The sequence below is a fragment of the Pseudomonas sp. SORGH_AS_0199 genome, assembly GCF_031453735.1.
Classification (GTDB): Bacteria; Pseudomonadota; Gammaproteobacteria; order Pseudomonadales; family Pseudomonadaceae; genus Chryseomonas; species Chryseomonas aestiva.
Window position 1 is genome coordinate 1,726,931 of sequence record NZ_JAVJAE010000001.1, and the last position, 18,013, is coordinate 1,744,943.

An 18,013-nucleotide genomic window follows, 5' to 3' on the forward strand; every position below is an offset into this window, starting at 1 on the left:
CCCGCTACCAGGCAACTGGTAGCGGGTTTTTTGTTGGCGCTCGCGCGGTGGTTCGAGAGGGCTGTCGCTCCGGCCGGGCGCGCCGGGCGCCCTGGCCGGTGCCATCACTCAGACGGCGGGGCGGGGGGTTTCTGCTTTGGGCCGAAGCCACCGCCGGGCGGAGATCCACGCCGGCGCCTCGAACAGACCGTTGATGCCGCGCGCTTCCAGCAGCTTGGCGATGGCCACCGGCACCAGGATGCCGAAGGCGCAGCCGGCGACGATATGCAGCAGGCCGTCGTTGATATGCAGGCCCTTGCTCAGGATGATGCGGGCGCCGCTGCCGCTCAGTACGTGCATCACGTAGATCGGCATGGACAGCGCGCCCAGGGTGAGTACCCATTGCAGCGGCCGCTGCGCCAGCACCATGCAGGTGGCGCTGACGAAGACGATGCCGTTCAGCGCCAGCACCAGGGTGGCCAGGCCGCGATCGGTGTAGACCAGGCCCAGCAGGCCGTGGAACCAGTATTCGAGCACCACGAACAGCAGACCCGAACCCAGCATCACGCGGCCGGCCTGCTCCTCGATGGCCTGCTTGAAGTTGTTGAACCAGACACCGAAGGCGAAGAACACGAAGTTCTGCGCGGTGAAGGTGAAGAAGAAGTCTTCCGGGCCGGCGTTCTGGAACAGATAGACCAGGGCGCCAAAGGCGAACACGGCGAAGAAGGCCAGCGGCTTGGCCCAGCGATAGGCGAGCATGGCCAGGCAGAACACCAGGAACAGCGCATAGAGGAACCAGAACTGCTGGCGTGGCTCCCAGACCGTCAGGACTTCGCTGAAGCTCACGCCGCCGTTGGTGTAGCGCGACATCAGCGCCTCCACCGAACCCTGCAGCAGCGACCACACCAGGAAGGGATAGACGATGGTGTCGATCTTGTTCACCAGCAGGCCGCCGGTGCCGCGCTTGACGAAGGAGTTGTAGAAGAACAGGCCGGACAGGAAGAAGAACAGCGGCATGTGGAAGCTGTAGATGACGCTGTCCACCAGGCCGTGGAATTCGGCGTCCTGCAGGATGCCGGCGTTGAGCAGGCCGCGGACGACATGGCCATAGACGACCAGCACGATGCCTATGGCTTTCGCATAGTCGACCCAGAGATTGCGAGTGTTCATTGAATGATCCTTTTCAAAAGAGAACCTGTGCAGCTGAGGCCAAAGCACTGGGGCAAACGAAAGCAGGGACGCTGCGGCGCCAGGGCGCGCGTGGCGACAGGTTCGGTCATGGTAGGACTCCCGAAGGAACGACGTCCGTAAGTAGCCGGTTACAGGAAGGGGCTCCTTGCCCGCGTTCTGACCGTGGCTATCTGCCATTGTTCATGGCCTGTTTCCGGCGATGCGTGACCGGGACGACACTTTGGCCGCCCGAGGGGCAATTGTCCGACGAGCTGTAACCGGATGTTTAAAGGGAATCTTTGACGAACTGCAGCTGCTTCTCCTTGAGCAGGGGCTCGTAGCGCGGCGAGGTATAGATCAGCAGGACCTGCTTCTTGCGCGCCGCCTGGGCGCTGAACTTGTAGACGACGGTGTCGTGATCGAAGGCCAGATAGGCCTGGGCGTCGTCGTCCTGGTTCAGACGCTCGAAGGCGGCGGCCGACGACTGGGAGGAGGGTTTGCCGTACTTCTGGGTGAGGCCTTCGGCAATCAGGAAGGACTGCGCCAGGGGCGTGACGATGGACAGGCGCAGGAAGCGGCCATCGATGAAGAAGGCGCCGGCCTCGACCTTTTCACCGGCGAAGCCGAGGTCAGTGCATTCGAAATACTCGACGCCGACCACATCGATCTTGCGCGGCTGGAAGGTGCAGAGCTTTTTCGCCAGAAAGGCCTTCTGGTCAGTGCCGAAGGCAATGCCGGCGTAGCCGTCCACGGCCCTGGCCGGCGCGGGGACGAGCACCAGCAGCGCCAACAGGGGCGCAAGGAGAGGCGACAGGTAGGACCTGACGGTCATGGTGATCTGGATTCCCTTCACGAAGGCCCGCAGGCCCACTCAACCCGACGGATGCTAAGAGCTCCGCCGGGGCTTTGCCACCGCTGTCGACGGCTTTTGTCGAGGGGTTCAGGGTTGGCGTCAGGCGATGCCGGGCGGAATCTGATCCTTGCCGTAGTCCTTGAGCTTTTCCAGATTTTCCGGCTTCTGGTGCTCGGGGACGTCGTCGCCGTCGGCGGGGGTGTCCAGGGGTTCCTGATCGCGGGTGTCTTCGCTCATGGCAGCGCTCTCGGCAGGGGATGTCCGACTTTGAGGGGAGCGCCGCCCCGGCGGTTCCGCAGGATCAGCCGCCGCCGCCGTCGTCGCTGAGCCAGCCTTCGCGGCGGGCCAGGCGCCAGGCGAGCAGCGCGGAGATCAGGCCACGCAGCGCCATGAAAGCGAGAAAGGCCAGCCACAGGCCGTGATTGCCGAGGCCGCGCAGCAGGCCGCCGAGCGGCAGCGCCAGTAGCAGGGCCAGCAGCATCGAGTTGCGCATCTCCCGGGCGCGGGTGGCGCCGATGAAGAGGCCGTCCAGCAGGTAGCTGACCATGGCGATCAGCGGCAGCACGGCCAGATAGGGCAGGTAGGCGTGGGCCGCCTGGCGCACCTCGGCGATGTCGCTCTGCAGGGCGACGAACAGATCGCCGCCGAGGGCGAAGGCCAGGGCGAAGCCGAGGCTGGCCAGCAGCGACCAGCCGCCGGCGATCACCAGCACCCGGCGCAGGGTGGCGCCTTCGCGGGCGCCGAGGGCATGACCGGCCAGGGCCTCCACCGCATGGGCGAGGCCGTCGAGGGCGAAGGCGGTGACCAGCAGGCCATTGAGCAGCAGGGCGTTGACCGCCACCGTGGTCTCGCCCAGCTGGGCGCCCTGGGCGGCGAACAGCAGGAATACCGCCTGCAGCGCCAGGGAGCGGATGAAGATGTCGCGATTGACCGCCAGCAGCGGCCGCCAGCTGGCGAGGCGACGCAGCGCCAGGCGGTCGATCCGGCCGGGCCACAGCCGCAGACGGCGCAGCACCAGCCAGAGGCCGAGCAGCATGCCGCTCCATTCCGCCAGGACCGAAGCCAGCGCGATGCCCTGTACCCCGGCGCCGAGGCCGAGCACGAAGCCGGTCACCAGCAGCAGATTCAGGGCATTGGTGGTGAGCAGCAGCACCAGCGGCGTGCGCGCATCCTGGGTGCCGAGCAGCCAGCCGATCACCGCGTAGCTGAGCAGCGCGGCAGGCAGGCCGAGCAGGCGCAGGTGCAGGAAGCGCGCGGCCAGGTCGGCGAAGGCGGGATCCAGGCCGAGCCAGCCGAACAGCGGTTCCAGCGCCAGGCTGGCGGCCAGCAGCAGGAGCAGCGACAGGCCCAGCCCGAGAAGGCCGGCCTGCAGGAGAATCTGGCGCAGGGCGGCGCCATCGCGCCGCCCGCTGGCCTGGGCGGCGAAACCGGTGGTGCCCATGCGCAGGAAGCCGAGGATGCCGAGCAGGGCGGTGTAGAAGGCGCCGCCCATGGCCACCGCGGCGAGCTGGCGGGCTTCGGGCAGATGGCCGGCGATGGCGCTGTCGACCAGGGTCACCAGCGGCACGCTGAGATTGGACAGGATCATCGGCGCGGCCAGGGCCCAGACGCGACGGTGCAGCAGGGGATGACGCCAGTCGGCAAGCAGGGTGGACATGGGCTAATCGCAGCGGCGGCGGAGGGCGCATTGTAGGCCAGCCGGACCGGGTGGTCCTCCGCCGCCGCGCCTGCGGGTGTCAGTCCAGTTGCCCGCCACCTTCGCGCAGGTCCGCCTGGGTGGTCGCCGCGCAGGTGAGCGCCAGGCGCAGGCCGGCGACCAGGGTCTCCAGGGCCATGGACGGCGCCCCGGGCTGGTGTGCGGCCTGGGCCGGCAGGTAGGGGATGTGGATGAAGCCACCGCGTACCCCGCTGCCCTGCAGGCGATGCTGCAGGCCGTAGAAGACGTGGTTGCAGACGAAGGTGCCGGCGGTCTGGGACACCGCTGCGGGGATGCCGGCGTCGCGCAGGACCCGGGTCATGGCCTTGATCGGCAGGGTGCTGAAGTAGGCCGCGGGGCCGCCGGCCACCACCGGCTCGTCGATCGGCTGGCGCCCGGCATTGTCGGGAATGCGGGCATCGTCGACATTGATGGCGATGCGTTCCAGCGACAGCTCGGCTCGCCCGCCGGCCTGGCCGACCGCCACCACCAGGGTCGGGCGATGGCGGTCGAGCAGCTCATCCAGGACCCGGAGCGCCGCGCCGAATGCGGTCGGCAGCTGCGCCGCGACCACCGGTAGATCGCCGAGACATTCGCCATCCAGGCGGCGCACGGCTTCCCAGGAGGGGTTGAGGGCCTCGCCGCCAAAGGGGGCGAAACCGGTGAGCAACAGGGTCATGGGACCTCACATCAGCAGATAGAGCAGCACCACGTTGCAGGCCAGCACCGCCAGGGCGGTGGGGACCTGGGCCTTGATCACGGCGTTTTTGTCGTCCAGTTCCAGCAGGGCCGCCGGGACGATGTTGAAGTTGGCCGCCATGGGCGTCATCAGGGTGCCGCAGTAGCCGGAGAACATGCCGATGGCGGCCATCACCGCCGGATCGGCATGGTAGACACCCACCAGCACCGGCACGCCGATGCCGCCGGTCATCACCGGGAAGGCGGCGAAGCCGTTGCCCATGATGACGGTGAAGGCGGCCATGCCCACCACATAGACCACCACCGCCACCAGGCGCAGGTCGAGGGCCACGTAGGCGGTGGCCAGGTGCGCCACCGCCTTGCCGACGCCGGCATCGGTGAAGACCAGGCCGAGCATGGCCAGGGCCTGGGGCAGCACCAGCGACCAGCCCAGGGCATCGGTCAGGCGGCGCGACTCGCGCATCGCCTGGATCGGGGTGTCACGGGTCAGCCAGCAGGCCAGCGCCAGGGCCACCAGGGCGCCCAGGCCGAGGGAGACGAAGGTGACGTTCTTGGGATCGAGCAGTGGCAGGCCGGCGATCTGCACGTCCTTGAGCAGCACGCTGCCGATCACCGTCACCACGGGAATCGCCAGGGCCGGAATGAACAGGCGATTGCCCAGGCGGCCGGCGCTGGCACGGGGTCTCGCGTTCCGGGCGCGTCACGTGGTGACCACTGCCCACCGCGCCGCAGCCGGCCAGCACCGCCATCAGCAGCACCCCGGCGCCCACCCAGGCCGGCGGCAGGCGATCGCCGATCAGGAAGACCAGGCTGAACAGGCTCCAGAACAGGCCGCTGGTCCAGCGCTTGGGATGCTGACGATCGGCCAGGGTCATGACCGCGGTCAGCGCCAGGATGGCGCCGGCCAGCCAGAACAGATACTGGATCGACAGGATCATGGCTGCACCTCCTTGCGCGCGGTCAGCTCGCGGTAGAGCTGGCGATCGAAGCGGTGCAGGCGCAGGGCATGGATGAAAAAGGCGCAGAGCGCCGTGGGAATGCCCCAGAGGGCAATGTGCAGGGGTTCGACATCGAGTCCGGCGCCGAGCAGAAAGGTGTGCATCAGGGCGATGGCGCCAAAGGCGACAAAGATGTCCTCGCCAAAGAACAGCCCGATGTTGTCGGTAGCGGCGCAAAAGGCCAGCAGCCGCTGGCGCAGGGCCTCGGGCAGGCGGCCGTGGATCTTTTCGGCGGTGCCTTCGGCCATGGGCGCCAGCAGCGGCCGCACCATCTGCGGATGGCCGCCGAGGCTGGTCAGCCCCAGGGCGGCGGTGGTCTCGCGGACGAAGAGATAGAAGATCAGCAGGCGGCCGACGGTGGCGTTGCGAAAGCGCGCGATCCAGTTCTGCGCATGCAGGCGCAGGCCGTGGCGTTCGAGCAGGCCGATCACCGCCAGTGGCAGCAGGATGATCAGCGGCAGGGCGCGCGCCTTGATGAAGCCGGTGCCGATGGCGGCGAGCAGCGCCTCGGGGCTGAACTGGGCGGCGATCCCGGTGGCCACGGCGGCCAGGGCCACCACCAGCAGCGGATTGAATCTCAGCAGGAAGCCGACCACGATGACCAGCACGCCCAGCAGCGGCCAGAGGTTGACGGTGGTTTGCATGGGTGGATGTCTCCAGCGGGTCCACCGCGCTCCGGGCAGACGGTGCGGCGGACGGTAGGAAGCCGCGGACGGCTTCGGCTGATCCAGGCAGTGCCCCAGGCACGGCTCGTTATTGTTGTCAGGCGTCATGTGGCATAACGCCGGCTGGCATCTTTCGCCGCCGGTGGAGGTGGCGTCCAGCAAATAAAACTGTTCGCCGCCGATAGGGAAAAGCGGGGCAGACAAGGCCGCTGGTGGGGGTAAAGTGGCGGGATAGCCTTGTCGAGGTCCCCATGAATCTGCGCTTTCTCGATACCTTCGTCTGGGTCGCCCGGCTGGGCAGTTTCCGTCTGACGGCGGAAAAGCTGTCCACCACCCAGGCTGCCATCTCCAGTCGCATCGCCGTGCTGGAGAGCGAACTGGGCGTGCAGCTGTTCCTGCGCGATTCCCGCGGCGTGAGCCTGACCGCCGAGGGTCATCGGGTACTGGGCTACGCCGAGCGGATGCTGGCCACCCAGCGCGAGCTGCACGAGGCCCTGGGCCATGGCCAGACCCTGGAGGGCCGCCTGCGCATCGGCGTGATGGATACGGTGATCCACAGCTGGCTGGATCAGCTGATCGCCGCCGTCACCCAGACCTATCCGGCCATCGAGCTGGAACTGACCGCGGACACGGCGCTGAATCTGGCCGAGCAACTGGCGCGCGGGCAGCTCGACCTGATCTTCCAGACCGATCTGCTGCGCGCCGAGGGCATCCGCAATCTGCACCTCGCCAGCTATCCGGTGCGCTGGCTGGTGGCCAGTGACAGTCATCTGGCGCGACCCTACGCCAATCTGGCCGAACTGGCTGGCGAGCGCCTGATCACCTTTTCCCGCCATTCGCGACCGCACCAGGACATCCTCGGCCTCTTGCAGCGCGAGGGCATCGCCGAACCACGGGTCTGCTGCATCAACTCGGTGGCGGCCATCATCAAGCTGATGGGCGAGGGCTTCGGCATCGGCGCCCTGCCGCCGGCCCTGGTGATCGAGGAATTGGCCCGTGGCAGCCTGATGCCCTTGCCACTGGCCGGGCCGCCGCCCTTCGATGTCCAGGCCAGCTGGCATGGCGGCGCTGGCCTGGCGCTGAGCGAGGCGGTGGTGGCCCTGAGCCAGACGGTGGTAGCCGACTGGTGTACGCGGCTGGGCCCGGAGCGCGCCTTGCCGGTGCTGGTCTAGCCCGGGTGTTTCAACGGCTTCTTATCGCCAGCGCCCGGAATCTTTTGTTGGACAGCGGCGCCCCGGCTTTCCGACACTCCAGCTACTTCCTCAGAGGATCCTGTCATGTCCGCTCGCCTGCTCCTCAATTGCGATTCCGGTGAAAGCTACGGTGCCTGGTCCATGGGCGACGACGCCCATGCCATTCCCCTGGTCGACCAGGCCAACCTGGCCTGCGGCTTCCACGCCGCCGATCCCCTGACCATGCAGCGCGCCGTGACCCTGGCGGTGGCCAATGACGTGCAGATCGGCGCCCATCCGGCCTATCCCGATCTGGTGGGTTTCGGTCGGCGGCCCATGGCCTGCACCCCGGCCGAGGTGGAAGCCATGATCCTCTACCAGATCGGCGCCCTGGACGCCTTCTGTCGCGCCGCAGGCGTGCGCGTCGAGTACGTGAAGCCCCATGGCGCCCTCTACAACGCCCTGGTCAAGGATGATGCCCTGCTCACCGCCGCGCTCGCTGCCTGCGCCCGCTATCGCCAGGGGCTGCCGCTGATGGTGCTGGCCAAGGCCGACAATGACCGCGAGCGCCGACTGGCCGAAGCCGCCGGGGTGCCGTTGCTGCTGGAAGCCTTCGCCGATCGCGCCTATCTGGCCGACGGTTCCCTGGCGCCGCGTGGCCAGGTTGGCGCCGTTCACCATGACCCCGAGCGCATCCTGGCCCAGGCCGTCGCCATCGCCCGGGGTGAGGACTTTCCCGGCTTCGATGGCCAGCCCATGCGGCTGCAGGCCGACAGCCTCTGCGTGCATGGCGACAATGCCGAATCCCTGGCAGTGCTGCGTCGGCTGCGCGCCGCACTGGATGCCCTATGATCGTCGGCAAACCCTTTGGCGTCGCGGCGCTGCTGCTCGAGCTGGCCGAGCATCCCGACGCCGAGCTGCCCCCGCGTATCGCCCGCCTGGGCGAACGGATTCGCCAGCGCTTCGGCCTGGCGGTGACCGATCTGGTGGCGGGCTGGACCAGCCTGCTGGTGCACTACGATCCCCTGCAACTGACCCTGGTCGAGCTGCAGGCCGGCCTCGCCCCCCTGCTGGCCGACTGGCCGGGCGCCGCGCAGGCGGGCGAGGGCGGGCGTCTGCACCAGGTGCCGACGCTCTATGCCGGACCCGATCTGGCCGAGGTGGCCGAGCGCTGTGGCCTGAGCGCGGCCGAGGTCATTGGCCTCCACAGTGGGCGTGACTATCAGGTGGGCGCCATCGGCTTCATGCCGGGCTTCGCCTTTCTCGGCGAGCTGGACGAGCGCCTGGCGCTGCCCCGGCGCAGCACGCCGCGTACCAGCGTGCCCGCCGGCAGTCTGGCCATCGCCGAGCGCCAGACAGCGGTCTATCCGCAGGCCTCGCCGGGCGGCTGGAATCTCATCGGCCGCTGCCTGTGGACGGTCTTCGATGCCCAGGCCGAACCGCCGTGCCTGCTGGCGCCCGGGGATCGGGTGCGCTTCGTCCCGGTGGACGAAGCCGCCTTTCGCGCCCAGGGAGGTCAGCCATGAGCGGTCTCAAGGTCATCAAGTCCGGTCCCCTGACCCTGTTGCAGGACCTGGGGCGCCAGGGCTGGCAACACCTGGGCGTGGCCCCCTCGGGACCCATGGACGGCCATGCCGCGCGCTGGGCCAATCGCCTGGTGGGCAATCCGATGGCAGCGCCGCTGCTGGAGATCGCCCTGGGCGGTGCCGAATTCGAAAGCGAGACCGACACCTGGCTGGCGCTGACCGGTGCGCCGCTGGACGCGCGGCTGGATGGCGAGCCGCTGCCGGCCTGGTCGTGCTTTCCGGTACAGGCTGGCGCGCGCTTGCGCCTGGGCTTCGCCCAAGCCGGGCAGCGCGCCTACCTGGCCGCCGCCGGTGGCGGTTTCCAGGCGCCGGCGACCCTGGGCAGCGTGGCCAGCAATCGCCGCGAAGGCCTGGGCGGGCTGGAGGGCAGGGGCGCGCCGCTCGCGGCCGGTCAGCGGCTGACCTGTGCGGCGGTGAGCGAGCTGCATAGCCACGGCTGCGGTCCGGCTGCGCGCTTCGTGCCGGACTATCGCCAGGTGCCGACGCTGAGGGTGATCCTTGGCGGCGACGCCGAGGCCTTCGGACCGGCGCAGCAGCGGGCGCTGTTCACGCAACCCTGGCGGATCAGTCCGCAATCCGATCGCATGGGTATCCGCCTGGCTGGCGACGTACCCCTGGCGCCGCCCCGCCGCCAGTGGTCGCTGGGGGTGGTGACCGGTGCCATCCAGGTACCGCCCGACGGCCAGCCTATCGTGCTCATGGTCGATCGCCAGACCATGGGTGGCTATCCGCTGCTGGGCTTCATCCATCCACTGGACCTGGCGCGCCTGGCCCAGTGCCCGGCCCATCACGAGGCTCGCTTCGCCCCGGTGGAACTGGCCGTGGCCCAGGCCGAGTGGCGGCGTTTCCTGGCCTTCTTCGGGGGTTGAACACGCAGTCGGTCACGGCCGAGGAATCTTGTCCGCTTCGATGAGTCGCACGCTCAGGGGCGACGCCGACTTCCCTTTCTCGGCGTCTGGCTTGAAACTTGCCTCATACGTCCCCCTGTGACGACCGACAAGAAGGAGCTGGAACCGGCGATGAAAACTCCCAAACGCATCGAGCCGTTGATCGAGGACGGCTTGGTCGATGAGGTGATACGGCCCCTGATGAGTGGCAAGGAGGCGGCGGTCTACGTGGTGCGCTGCGGCAGCCAGGTGCGCTGCGCCAAGGTCTACAAGGAGGCCGACAAGCGCAGCTTCCGCCAGGCCGCCGAGTACCAGGAGGGGCGCAAGGTGCGTGGCAGCCGAGAAAACCGCGCCATGGCCAAGGGCTCCAAGTTCGGTCGGCGCGAGCGCGAGGACAACTGGCAGAACGCCGAGGTGACGGCGCTCTATCGCCTGGCCGACGCCGGGGTACGGGTACCCAAGCCCCACGACTTCCTCGACGGCGTGCTGCTGATGGACCTGGTCACCGACGGCAATGGGGAGGCCGCACCGCGGCTCAACGACGTGACCCTCACCGCCGAGGAAGCGCTGCGCTATCACGAGCTGATGATCGGCCAGATCGTGCGCATGCTCTGCGCCGGACTGGTCCACGGCGACCTTTCCGAATTCAACGTGCTGCTGGCCGAGGACGGCCCGGTCATCATCGACCTGCCCCAGGCGGTGGACGCGGCCGGCAACAACCACGCCTTCCGCCTGCTGGCGCGGGATGTGGAGAACATGGCGCTCTACTTTGGCCGCTTCGCGCCTGAGTTGCGCACGACCCGCTATGCGCCGGAGATGTGGGCGCTGTTCGAGAAGGGCGAGTTGTTCGCCAATACCCGCCTGACCGGCGAGTTCGCCGAGCGCGAAGACCAGGCCGATGTCCATGCGGTGATGCGCGAGATCGAGGCGGCGCGGCGTGACGAGGAACGACGGCAGGCGGCGCGTCGCGAACAGGATGAGCCCAGTGTGCGCGAAGAGCCGCCACCGCCGTGGCTAAGCTGATCGTGAAGCAGAACGATTAGCGCTGCGATGAGACGAACGGCCCCAGTGGTCGGGCGATGAACGGCGTCCTCTGGGCGCCAGCGCGCTAAACTGGGCACTGAACAGCACAGGACTCTTTTCATGCAAGGCCATCCGGACGTCATCAATTACCTCAACCAGCTGCTGCGCGGCGAGCTGGCGGCGCGCGACCAGTACTTCATCCATTCGCGGATGTACGAGGACTGGGGCCTGATGCGCCTGTACGAGCGGATCGGCCACGAGATGGAAGAGGAAACCCAGCACGCCGATGCGCTGCTGCGCCGCATCCTGTTCCTCGAAGGCACGCCGGACATGCGTCCCAATGCCATCACCGTCGGCCAGACCGTGCCGGAGATGCTGCGCGCGGACCTGGCGCTGGAATACGAGGTACGGGAAGCCTTGGCCCAGGGCGTGGCCCTGTGCAACCAGCACAAGGACTTCGTCACCCGCGAGATCCTGGTGGTCCAGCTGGAAGACACCGAGGAAGACCACGCCTACTGGCTGGAGCAGCAGCTGGGCCTGATCGACAAGATCGGCCTGCAGAACTACCTGCAATCGCAGATGAAGGGCGGCACCACGCCCCATGGTGCCGGCCTCTAGCATCGGCTGAGCGGCGCCGCCAGGCGTCGCTCAGGACGTGCGGGCGTCGTCCTCCGGCGCTCGCGGCAGATAGAGCGAGATGCAGGTCCCCACGCCAGGCGTGGTATCGACCTGGATCTGGCCACCCGACTGGTGCACGAAGCCGTGCACCATGGACAGGCCCAATCCGGTGCCTTGACCCGGCGGCTTGGTGGTAAAGAAGGGATCGAAGATCCGTTCTAGGATTTCCGGCGCGATGCCGCTACCGGTGTCGCTTACCTTGACCCGCACATAGTCTCCGGCAGGCAGATCGTCCGGTCGCTCAGGCGCGTCCTCGGGCAGATTGGCCGTGGACAACCGCAGCTGTCCTCCGTGGGGCATGGCATCCCGGGCATTGATCGCCAGGTTGAGCAGGGCGCTTTCCAGTTGCACCGCATCGATCACCGTGGACCACAGCGGTTCCGCCGGCTCGGCCTGGACGTCGATCGCCGGGCCGACGCTGCGGCGGATCAATTCCTCCATGGCCAGCATCAGCTCGTTGACGTCGGTGGGCTTGGGTTCCAGGGTCTGCCGCCGGGAAAAGGCCAGCAGCCGCTGGGTCAGGGAGGCGGCGCGTGCGGCATAGGCCTGGGCGCCACCGAGCAGCCGGTCGAGCTGGTCGGTACGCTGCTGCTGCAGACGGCGCTCGATCAGTTCCAGGCTGCCGATGATGCCGGCCAGCAGGTTGTTGAAGTCATGGGCGATGCCACCGGTCAACTGGCCGATGGCTTCCATCTTCTGCGCCTGATGCAGCGCCTGCTGCGCCTGGGTCAGCTCGGCGGTGCGCTCGATGACGCGCTGTTCGAGGGTCTCGTTGGCGGTACGCACCGCCTGGAACAACTGGGCCTGCTCGATGGCGATGGCCGCGCGAGCGGCCAGGGCCGCCATCAGCCGTTCATGGCGAAGGCTGAAACGCCCTGGTTCGGCATGGCCGAAGAAGAGTCCACCCAGCACCGTCCCGTCACGGGCCACCACGGCGACGGCCAGATAGCTGCGCACCGGCGGACGTCCAGGCGGCAGGCCCTGGTGCAGTGCGGACTGGCCATAGCGCGGATCGGTAGCCACATCGTCGGCTCGCACCACGCCCGCGTTCTCCAGGGTGGGGGCGAACATGGCCGTGGCGCCGGGCTCGCCAAGGCACTCGAAATCGACGCGCTCGGCACCGGATAGGGTGAAGAGACGCAGGGAGCCGCCGTCCTCGGCGGCCTGATGACTGAAATAGGCGCCGAAGCGGGCGCCCGTCAATTCCACCCCGGCATCGGTCACGGTCTGCACCAGATGCGCCAGATCCAGCTCGCTGGCCAGTTCCGTGTCGATGCGCTTGAGGGCTTCCAGGGTGCGGGTTTCCTCGCGCAACTCGGCTTCGGCCTGCTTGCGGTCGCTGATGTCGACCAGGAATTCGAAGGCGCTGCCATCAGGCAGGCGCTTGGCGGCCACGAGAGCCCAGCCGGTCGAGTCGTCGCGGCGTCGATAGCAACGCTCCTCGGGCGGCGCCTGGGCGTCGGCGCGTGGCAGTCTCGGTGCCGGCCAGGCGATGCGCCCGGCAGCCAGGTCCGCGCGGTCATGGCCGCTCATGCGCAGGAAGGCGTCATTGGCATCGATCAGCCGCCCTTCGGCATCGAAGCAGAGGGCGCCCACCGTCTCGATTTCCAGGGCGGTGCGAAAGCGTCGTTCGCTGGCTTCCAGGGCAGCCCGGGCCAGATGGGCCTCGGTGACGTCCTGCCCCTGGCAGAAGATGCCGATCACCTGACCGGTTTCGTCGGTCAGGGGTTCGTAGATGAAATCCAGATACAGTGTGCGGACCGGCTCGCCCACGGTCTCCAGGCGCAGGGGCTGGTGCTCGGCGACAAAGCGGCGTCCGCTGCGATAGACCTGTTCGAGCCACTCGAGGTAGCCCTGACTCTGCAATTCGGGAAAGACTTCGCGCACCGTGAGGCCTTCGCGGGGCCGGCCATCGAACAGGCGGCTGTAGGCGACATTGACGAAGTCGAAGACGTGGTCCGGCCCGCGCACGATGGCGACGAAGCCGGGCGCCTGCTCGAACATCCGCCGCTGGCGCGCGGCCTCGGCGGCGCGCCGGCGCTCGTCGAGGATGCGCTGGGTGGTCTCGTGGCCCTGGTTGAAGATCCCGGCGATCTCGCCGCCCTCACCGCGAATCGCCGTGAAGCTGTAGTTCCAGTAGGTCTCGCTGGCCACGCCCTGGCGCACCATCGGCAGCAACTGGTCGAAGACCGAAAAGCCCTGGCCGCTGCTCAGGACCTGCTCGAACTGCGGTCCGACCACCGGCCAGATGTCCTGCCAGACCTCTTGGGCGGGACGTCCGAAGGCCCAGGGGTGGCGTTCCGCGGGAATCGGTACCCAGGCATCGTTGTAGAGCAGCAGCAGGTCGGGGCCCCAGTAGATGGCGGTGGGAAAGCTGGAGTTCAGGCAGATGCTCAGTGCCGAGCGCAGCGATTGCGGCCACTGCGACGGCGGGCCCAGGGGCGAATCCGACCAGTCGTGGGTGCGCAAGCGGGCACCCATCTCGCCGCCGCCGGCGAGAAAGTCCAGTTCGTTCCAGTCGGCAATCTGCGTTGCCATCTATCGAGCCTCCCCCGGCCACCTCTGCAATTCCAGGCGTTCAGACCACAAGAGAGGCGAAACTGCAGGAACCTGAGCGGATTTTTTGGCTAGCGGCGGCCTTACAGCCGGGGCGCATAGCGCTCGATGGCCTCTGGCAGGGCCCAGCCGGCGGCGAAGGCCAGCACCAGCACCACCATTGGCAGCAGCACCCACCAGGTCCGCGTCGGAATCGGCTCCAGGCGATTGCCGCCGGTCTTCTGCAGCAGCGCCAGGCTCAGGCCACAGAAGCCCCCGGCGAGCAGGGCACCGGCGAGGACGTCGGTGGGCCAGTGCACGCCCAGGTAGACGCGGCTGAGGGCGATGAGTACCGCTGGCAGGGCAGCGATCACCAGCCAGGCGAGGCGCCCGCGCGGACCATAGCGGCGCCCGACGAGGATGCCCAGGGTCAGGAAGAAGGCGAAGGAGGCCGAGCTGTGGCCGCTGGGCAGGCTGTAGGTGGTCAGCGGCTCGGCGAGCACGTCGGGGCGGGCGCGGGCCAGCAGATTCTTCAACTGGCCGTTGGCCAGGGCGGTCCCCAGGGTGGTGCCCAGGGCGAACAGCAGCGGGCGCCACTGGCGGTAGGCGGCCAGCACCAGGATCAGCACGGCGGCCAGGATCAGCTGGGTGCGGAAATCGCCCATGCGGGTGATGACCACGGCGACCAGGTTGAGCCAGCCTTCGCGATGCTCCTGGACCAGCGCCATCAGGCCTTCGTCGAAGGCGCGCAGGTGATGCCAGCCGAACAGCAGCGCCAGCAGCCCGGCCAGGCAGAGGGCGCCGCTGATCAGCGTGGTGCCGGCGCGCTCGCGCCAGGCGCCATGGGCCACCACCGTCAGCAGCACCGCCGCACCACCGAAGACGATGCCGGCCTGTTGCCAGAAGCCCTCCGGCAGCGGCAGGCGGAAGGCCGCGCCGGTCACCCAGCCCGGGCCGAGATAGGCGATGGACCAGCCGGCGGCGGCCACCAGGCTGACGCTGACGAATTTGACCAGGGGCATGTCGAGCATGCCGGCGATCAGCGGCAGCAGCGGGCGCAGCGGACCGATGAAACGACCCACCAGCAGACTGGCCACGCCGTATCTGTGGATGAAGCCCTCGGCCGAGCCGATCCATTCCGGATGGGTGCGCAGTCCGGGCAGGCGGCGGATGCCTTCATGGAAGCGCCGACCGATGAAATAGGACACCGCGTCGCCGAGGATGCCGCCGAGAAAGCCCAGCAGCAGGGTATCGAAGAGGTTGAGCGCGCCATTGCCGGCGGCGATGGCCACGGCGAACAGGATCACCGTGCCGGGTACCACCAGCCCGGCCAGGGCCAGGCACTCGAGAAAGGAGATGATGAAGATGGCCACGCCCAGCCACTGGTGGTGCTGGTTGATCCACTGGGTCAGGCCGTCTAGCAGTTCCGTCATCGAAAGGCTTCCTGGGGCTGGGGGTTGCGTCCTCAGACCCATTGGGAAAGCCTTGGTTGCCTCAAGGACGCGGATCGAGACGCAACGCCTCGGGGCCGGGGGATTGTAAATCGCGCTCGGGAATTTCCCAGACCAATAACTGTGGCGGGGTTTGTCGGAAGGCGGGACTGGCGAAGTAGTCGCGCGCCGCGCCGGCGAAATGCCCGCCGTCCTTGGCGAAGCGCCCGACGCTGGCGCCCAGGGCCTGCTCCAGGAGCGGCAGGAAATTGGAATTGCGCGAGAAGGAAGTGCCGATCACCGCGACGTTGGGCAGGTCGCCATCGCCGAACAGGTCATCGCTGGCCTCGGCCGGGGCGCGGCTGTCGACCTGGGTCAGGCGCAGCACCTCGGGGGCGGTTTGCAGGCGTGGCGGCAGCCAGTCCAGGCCGGCCAGGCGCACCAGGTCTCCGGGGCGCGGTGCCGGCGCCAGCAGCGTGCGAGCGAATGTCCGTGCCGGGCTGGCCTGGAAGGGCAGCGCCTGGATGCGCAGCGCCAGGGCGCGGGCCGCGGCCTCGGCACCGGCCTCGTTCCAGTGGGTATCGGTGCGCAGGAAGGCGGCGCTGCCCAGGGGCGTGAGTGCCGTGGTCAGGTCGAGCACCGGCACGCGCGCGGCACTCAGCATCCGCGTCCAGTCGGCGACCCGGTTGGCGAAGGCAGCGGGGCGTCGCAGTCCGCACCGCTGGTCGGCGGCGATGCGACTCTTGTCCGGCACCACGGCGACCAGCAGCTGGATGTCCCGGGCGGCCAGTTGCTGGCGTAGCTCGATCACCGTCTGGGCGCGGGCCCGGGCATTGGCGTCGGCGTGGCGCGGGACCTCGAGTTCTTCGGCGAGAAACAGCCACCCGGGGCAACCCTGGCGCACCCGCGGTCCGCTGTCGCCCAGCAGCAGCCAGCTGGCGCCGCGTTCCAGGCGGGCGGCCGCTTCCGGCAGCGGCGCCTTGGCCAGCTCCTTGGCGATGTGGTGGGTGAGCTCGCCTTCGAGCAGGGCATGGCGATCCACCTGTTCCGGCCAGAGCGAGAGGCGATCGGTCAGCAGCGCCCAGGCGCAGGACAGCAGGCCGATCGCCAGGAACAGGGCGAAGACCACCCCGGCGAGCGGGGCCAGTCGCACGCTGCTGGCGCTGGGCGGCTGGGGTGCGGGTGAGGACGGCAGGGCGGGAGCGCTCATGGCGGCGGCCTCAGAACTGGAAGTAGAGGAAGGGCACGGCTTCGCGGCTGGCGATCAGCGCGAAACAGAGCAGGAAGCCGGCTACCGGCCAAAGGGCACCGACACCGCGCAGCAGGGCGCTACCGGGCAGACGCGCCTCGATGCGCGCCTGCCACAGCGGGGCCAGGACGCAGGCCACGCCCAGGGCGGCGGCCAGGCCGTGCACCGGTCTCAGGGTCACGGCCAGGGCATCGCCCAGGGCGAAGCCGTGCAGGCCGAACTGGCCGGCGTACATGGACAGCGCCGTGGCGAAGTCCGGCGCGCGGAACAGCGTCCAGGCCAGGGCCACGAACAGCAGGGTCAGGCCATGGGCCAGGAGCCGCGGCAGCGGGCGGCCGCCGAGTTCGTCCCAGAGGCGATCCAGGCACAGCGCCAGGCCGTGCAGCATGCCCCAGAGCAGGTAGTTCCAGCTGTCGCCGCCGTGCCAGAGACCGGCGATGGCCATGGTCACAAAGAGGTTGCGATAGGTGCGCCAGCGACCGCCGCGGTTGCCGCCCAGGGAGATGTAGAGGTAGTCGCGCAGCCAGCTGGACAGCGACAGGTGCCAGCGCCGCCAGAAGTCCTGGATGCTGCGGGCGAGATAGGGCCGGTTGAAGTTTTCCGGGAAGTGGAAACCCAGCATCAGGCCCAGGCCGATGGCCATGGCGCTGTAGCCGGCGAAGTCGAAGAACAGTTGCAGCGAATAGGCCAGGCAGCCGATCCAGGCGTCGGCGAAGGACGGCTGGTCAAGGTGGAAGGCCACATCCACCAGTGGCGACAGGGTGTCGGCCACCAGCACCTTCATGCACATGCCGATCATGAAACGGCGCGCGCCGAGGGCGAAATTCTCGCGATTGAACCAGCGCTGGTTGAGTTCGCGGCGCACCCAGTCGTAGCGGATGATCGGCCCGGCGATGGAATGGCCGAACATGGAGATGTAGGTAGCGTAGTTGACGAAGCTGCGCTCCACCGGGACCACGTGACGATGGACATCCACCAGGTAGGAGATGGCCTGCAGCACGATGAAGGACAGTCCGGCCGGCAAGGCCACCTTCTGCCAGTCCAGCGGCAGGGCGCCGGCGCTCACCAGCACCTGGCTCCAGGTGGCGGCGACGATGTTGGCGTACTTGTACCAGCAGAGCACCGCCAGGTTGATCACGATCAGCCCGGCGAGCAGCCGCAGCCTTGCTCGCGAGCCTTCGCGCGCGCCATCCACCAGCAACCCGCCGACCCAGGCCAGCAAGGCCAGGGCCATGTGCAGCAGCAGGAACAGGGGACTCAGCCAGCCATAGAACAGCCAGCTGCCCACCAGCAGCACCCCGTTGCGCCCGCCGGGCCGCGCCAGGGCATAGACCAGCAGGAACAGCGGCAGGAAGAGGGTGAGGAATTCCAGCGAGGCGAAGACCATCGAGCG

Annotated in this window: 16 protein-coding genes and 1 pseudogene; 6 read left to right on the forward strand and 11 right to left on the reverse strand. The window is 68.4% G+C overall.

Going from position 1 to position 18,013, the window contains the following annotated elements; genetic code table 11:
* Positions 1–108 precede the first annotated feature (108 nt).
* The 7 genes and pseudogenes from QE444_RS08190 to QE444_RS08220 all read right to left on the reverse strand — a co-directional run bounded on the left by QE444_RS08190 (position 109) and on the right by QE444_RS08220 (position 6,039).
* A complete protein-coding gene (locus tag QE444_RS08190; RefSeq protein WP_133863140.1) occupies positions 109–1,149 on the reverse strand; it encodes an acyltransferase in 1,041 nt (346 codons plus the stop codon).
* Positions 1,150–1,435: 286 nt separating this feature from the next.
* Positions 1,436–1,981, reverse strand: a complete 546-nt coding sequence (locus QE444_RS08195) for a hypothetical protein (RefSeq protein ID WP_273862736.1) — start codon at positions 1,979–1,981, stop codon at positions 1,436–1,438.
* 120 nt (positions 1,982–2,101) lie between these two features.
* A complete protein-coding gene (locus tag QE444_RS08200; RefSeq protein ID WP_007159685.1) occupies positions 2,102–2,239 on the reverse strand; it encodes a hypothetical protein in 138 nt (45 codons plus the stop codon).
* A 64-nt stretch (positions 2,240–2,303) separates the two neighbouring features.
* Positions 2,304–3,659, reverse strand: a complete 1,356-nt coding sequence (locus QE444_RS08205) for an MATE family efflux transporter (protein WP_273862735.1) — start codon at positions 3,657–3,659, stop codon at positions 2,304–2,306.
* A gap of 79 nt (positions 3,660–3,738) precedes the next feature.
* On the reverse strand, positions 3,739–4,377 hold the full coding sequence (gene pcp / locus QE444_RS08210; protein ID WP_187978581.1) for a pyroglutamyl-peptidase I: 639 nt from the start codon (positions 4,375–4,377) through the stop codon (positions 3,739–3,741).
* A 6-nt stretch (positions 4,378–4,383) separates the two neighbouring features.
* Positions 4,384–5,335 (reverse strand): annotated as a pseudogene (locus tag QE444_RS08215) (DUF979 domain-containing protein).
* Positions 5,332–6,039, reverse strand: a complete 708-nt coding sequence (locus QE444_RS08220) for a DUF969 domain-containing protein (RefSeq protein ID WP_273862734.1) — start codon at positions 6,037–6,039, stop codon at positions 5,332–5,334. The pseudogene QE444_RS08215 and the gene QE444_RS08220 overlap by 4 nt, the downstream one beginning before the upstream one ends.
* Before the next feature lie 272 nt (positions 6,040–6,311).
* Between QE444_RS08220 and QE444_RS08225 the strand changes: the two genes are divergently transcribed.
* The 6 genes from QE444_RS08225 to bfr all read left to right on the forward strand — a co-directional run bounded on the left by QE444_RS08225 (position 6,312) and on the right by bfr (position 11,346).
* Positions 6,312–7,232 (forward strand): LysR family transcriptional regulator, encoded by a 921-nt coding sequence (locus tag QE444_RS08225; protein ID WP_027597217.1) that lies wholly within the window; start codon positions 6,312–6,314, stop codon positions 7,230–7,232.
* A 105-nt stretch (positions 7,233–7,337) separates the two neighbouring features.
* The gene (locus QE444_RS08230) at positions 7,338–8,084 is read left to right on the forward strand and encodes a 5-oxoprolinase subunit PxpA (protein ID WP_133863146.1); all 747 of its coding nucleotides are present in this window, start codon (positions 7,338–7,340) and stop codon (positions 8,082–8,084) included.
* The gene (pxpB, locus tag QE444_RS08235; protein ID WP_273862732.1) at positions 8,081–8,758 is read left to right on the forward strand and encodes a 5-oxoprolinase subunit PxpB; all 678 of its coding nucleotides are present in this window, start codon (positions 8,081–8,083) and stop codon (positions 8,756–8,758) included. Before QE444_RS08230 ends, pxpB begins: the two co-directional genes overlap by 4 nt.
* Complete coding sequence (locus QE444_RS08240) at positions 8,755–9,687, forward strand: biotin-dependent carboxyltransferase family protein (RefSeq protein WP_309737798.1); 933 nt, start codon at positions 8,755–8,757, stop codon at positions 9,685–9,687. The genes pxpB and QE444_RS08240 overlap by 4 nt, the downstream gene beginning before the upstream one ends.
* A 150-nt stretch (positions 9,688–9,837) precedes the next feature.
* On the forward strand, positions 9,838–10,728 hold the full coding sequence (locus QE444_RS08245; protein WP_017642530.1) for a PA4780 family RIO1-like protein kinase: 891 nt from the start codon (positions 9,838–9,840) through the stop codon (positions 10,726–10,728).
* A gap of 120 nt (positions 10,729–10,848) precedes the next feature.
* Entirely contained in the window at positions 10,849–11,346 is a 498-nt protein-coding gene (gene bfr, locus QE444_RS08250) for a bacterioferritin (protein ID WP_007159675.1), read from the forward strand.
* A gap of 30 nt (positions 11,347–11,376) precedes the next feature.
* Here bfr and QE444_RS08255 read toward each other — a convergent pair whose 3' ends face one another.
* From QE444_RS08255 to QE444_RS08270, 4 genes are all read right to left on the reverse strand, one after another.
* Entirely contained in the window at positions 11,377–13,944 is a 2,568-nt protein-coding gene (locus QE444_RS08255; RefSeq protein ID WP_309737803.1) for an ATP-binding protein, read from the reverse strand.
* Between the two features lie 101 nt (positions 13,945–14,045).
* The gene (locus QE444_RS08260) at positions 14,046–15,374 is read right to left on the reverse strand and encodes a bifunctional DedA family/phosphatase PAP2 family protein (protein ID WP_309737805.1); all 1,329 of its coding nucleotides are present in this window, start codon (positions 15,372–15,374) and stop codon (positions 14,046–14,048) included.
* 61 nt (positions 15,375–15,435) lie between these two features.
* Positions 15,436–16,581 (reverse strand): alginate O-acetyltransferase AlgX-related protein, encoded by a 1,146-nt coding sequence (locus QE444_RS08265; RefSeq protein ID WP_309737809.1) that lies wholly within the window; start codon positions 16,579–16,581, stop codon positions 15,436–15,438.
* A 10-nt stretch (positions 16,582–16,591) separates the two neighbouring features.
* Positions 16,592–18,007: an MBOAT family O-acyltransferase gene (locus tag QE444_RS08270; RefSeq protein ID WP_309737812.1), complete on the reverse strand. Its 1,416-nt coding sequence runs from the start codon at positions 18,005–18,007 to the stop codon at positions 16,592–16,594.
* Positions 18,008–18,013: the final 6 nt, after the last annotated feature.

What these genes read in the sequence shown, in the direction of transcription:
- QE444_RS08240 (WP_309737798.1), top strand. Translation starts at nt 8,755, where the DNA reads ATGAGCGGTCTCAAGGTCATCAAGTCCGGTCCCCTGACCCTGTTGCAG.
- QE444_RS08195 (WP_273862736.1), bottom strand. Translation starts at nt 1,981, where the DNA reads ATGACCGTCAGGTCCTACCTGTCGCCTCTCCTTGCGCCCCTGTTGGCG.
- QE444_RS08260 (WP_309737805.1), bottom strand. Translation starts at nt 15,374, where the DNA reads ATGACGGAACTGCTAGACGGCCTGACCCAGTGGATCAACCAGCACCAC.
- QE444_RS08245 (WP_017642530.1), top strand. Translation starts at nt 9,838, where the DNA reads ATGAAAACTCCCAAACGCATCGAGCCGTTGATCGAGGACGGCTTGGTC.
- QE444_RS08200 (WP_007159685.1), bottom strand. Translation starts at nt 2,239, where the DNA reads ATGAGCGAAGACACCCGCGATCAGGAACCCCTGGACACCCCCGCCGAC.
- pxpB (WP_273862732.1), top strand. Translation starts at nt 8,081, where the DNA reads ATGATCGTCGGCAAACCCTTTGGCGTCGCGGCGCTGCTGCTCGAGCTG.
- QE444_RS08230 (WP_133863146.1), top strand. Translation starts at nt 7,338, where the DNA reads ATGTCCGCTCGCCTGCTCCTCAATTGCGATTCCGGTGAAAGCTACGGT.
- QE444_RS08205 (WP_273862735.1), bottom strand. Translation starts at nt 3,659, where the DNA reads ATGTCCACCCTGCTTGCCGACTGGCGTCATCCCCTGCTGCACCGTCGC.
- QE444_RS08265 (WP_309737809.1), bottom strand. Translation starts at nt 16,581, where the DNA reads ATGAGCGCTCCCGCCCTGCCGTCCTCACCCGCACCCCAGCCGCCCAGC.
- pcp (WP_187978581.1), bottom strand. Translation starts at nt 4,377, where the DNA reads ATGACCCTGTTGCTCACCGGTTTCGCCCCCTTTGGCGGCGAGGCCCTC.
- QE444_RS08190 (WP_133863140.1), bottom strand. Translation starts at nt 1,149, where the DNA reads ATGAACACTCGCAATCTCTGGGTCGACTATGCGAAAGCCATAGGCATC.
- QE444_RS08270 (WP_309737812.1), bottom strand. Translation starts at nt 18,007, where the DNA reads ATGGTCTTCGCCTCGCTGGAATTCCTCACCCTCTTCCTGCCGCTGTTC.
- QE444_RS08220 (WP_273862734.1), bottom strand. Translation starts at nt 6,039, where the DNA reads ATGCAAACCACCGTCAACCTCTGGCCGCTGCTGGGCGTGCTGGTCATC.
- QE444_RS08225 (WP_027597217.1), top strand. Translation starts at nt 6,312, where the DNA reads ATGAATCTGCGCTTTCTCGATACCTTCGTCTGGGTCGCCCGGCTGGGC.
- bfr (WP_007159675.1), top strand. Translation starts at nt 10,849, where the DNA reads ATGCAAGGCCATCCGGACGTCATCAATTACCTCAACCAGCTGCTGCGC.
- QE444_RS08255 (WP_309737803.1), bottom strand. Translation starts at nt 13,944, where the DNA reads ATGGCAACGCAGATTGCCGACTGGAACGAACTGGACTTTCTCGCCGGC.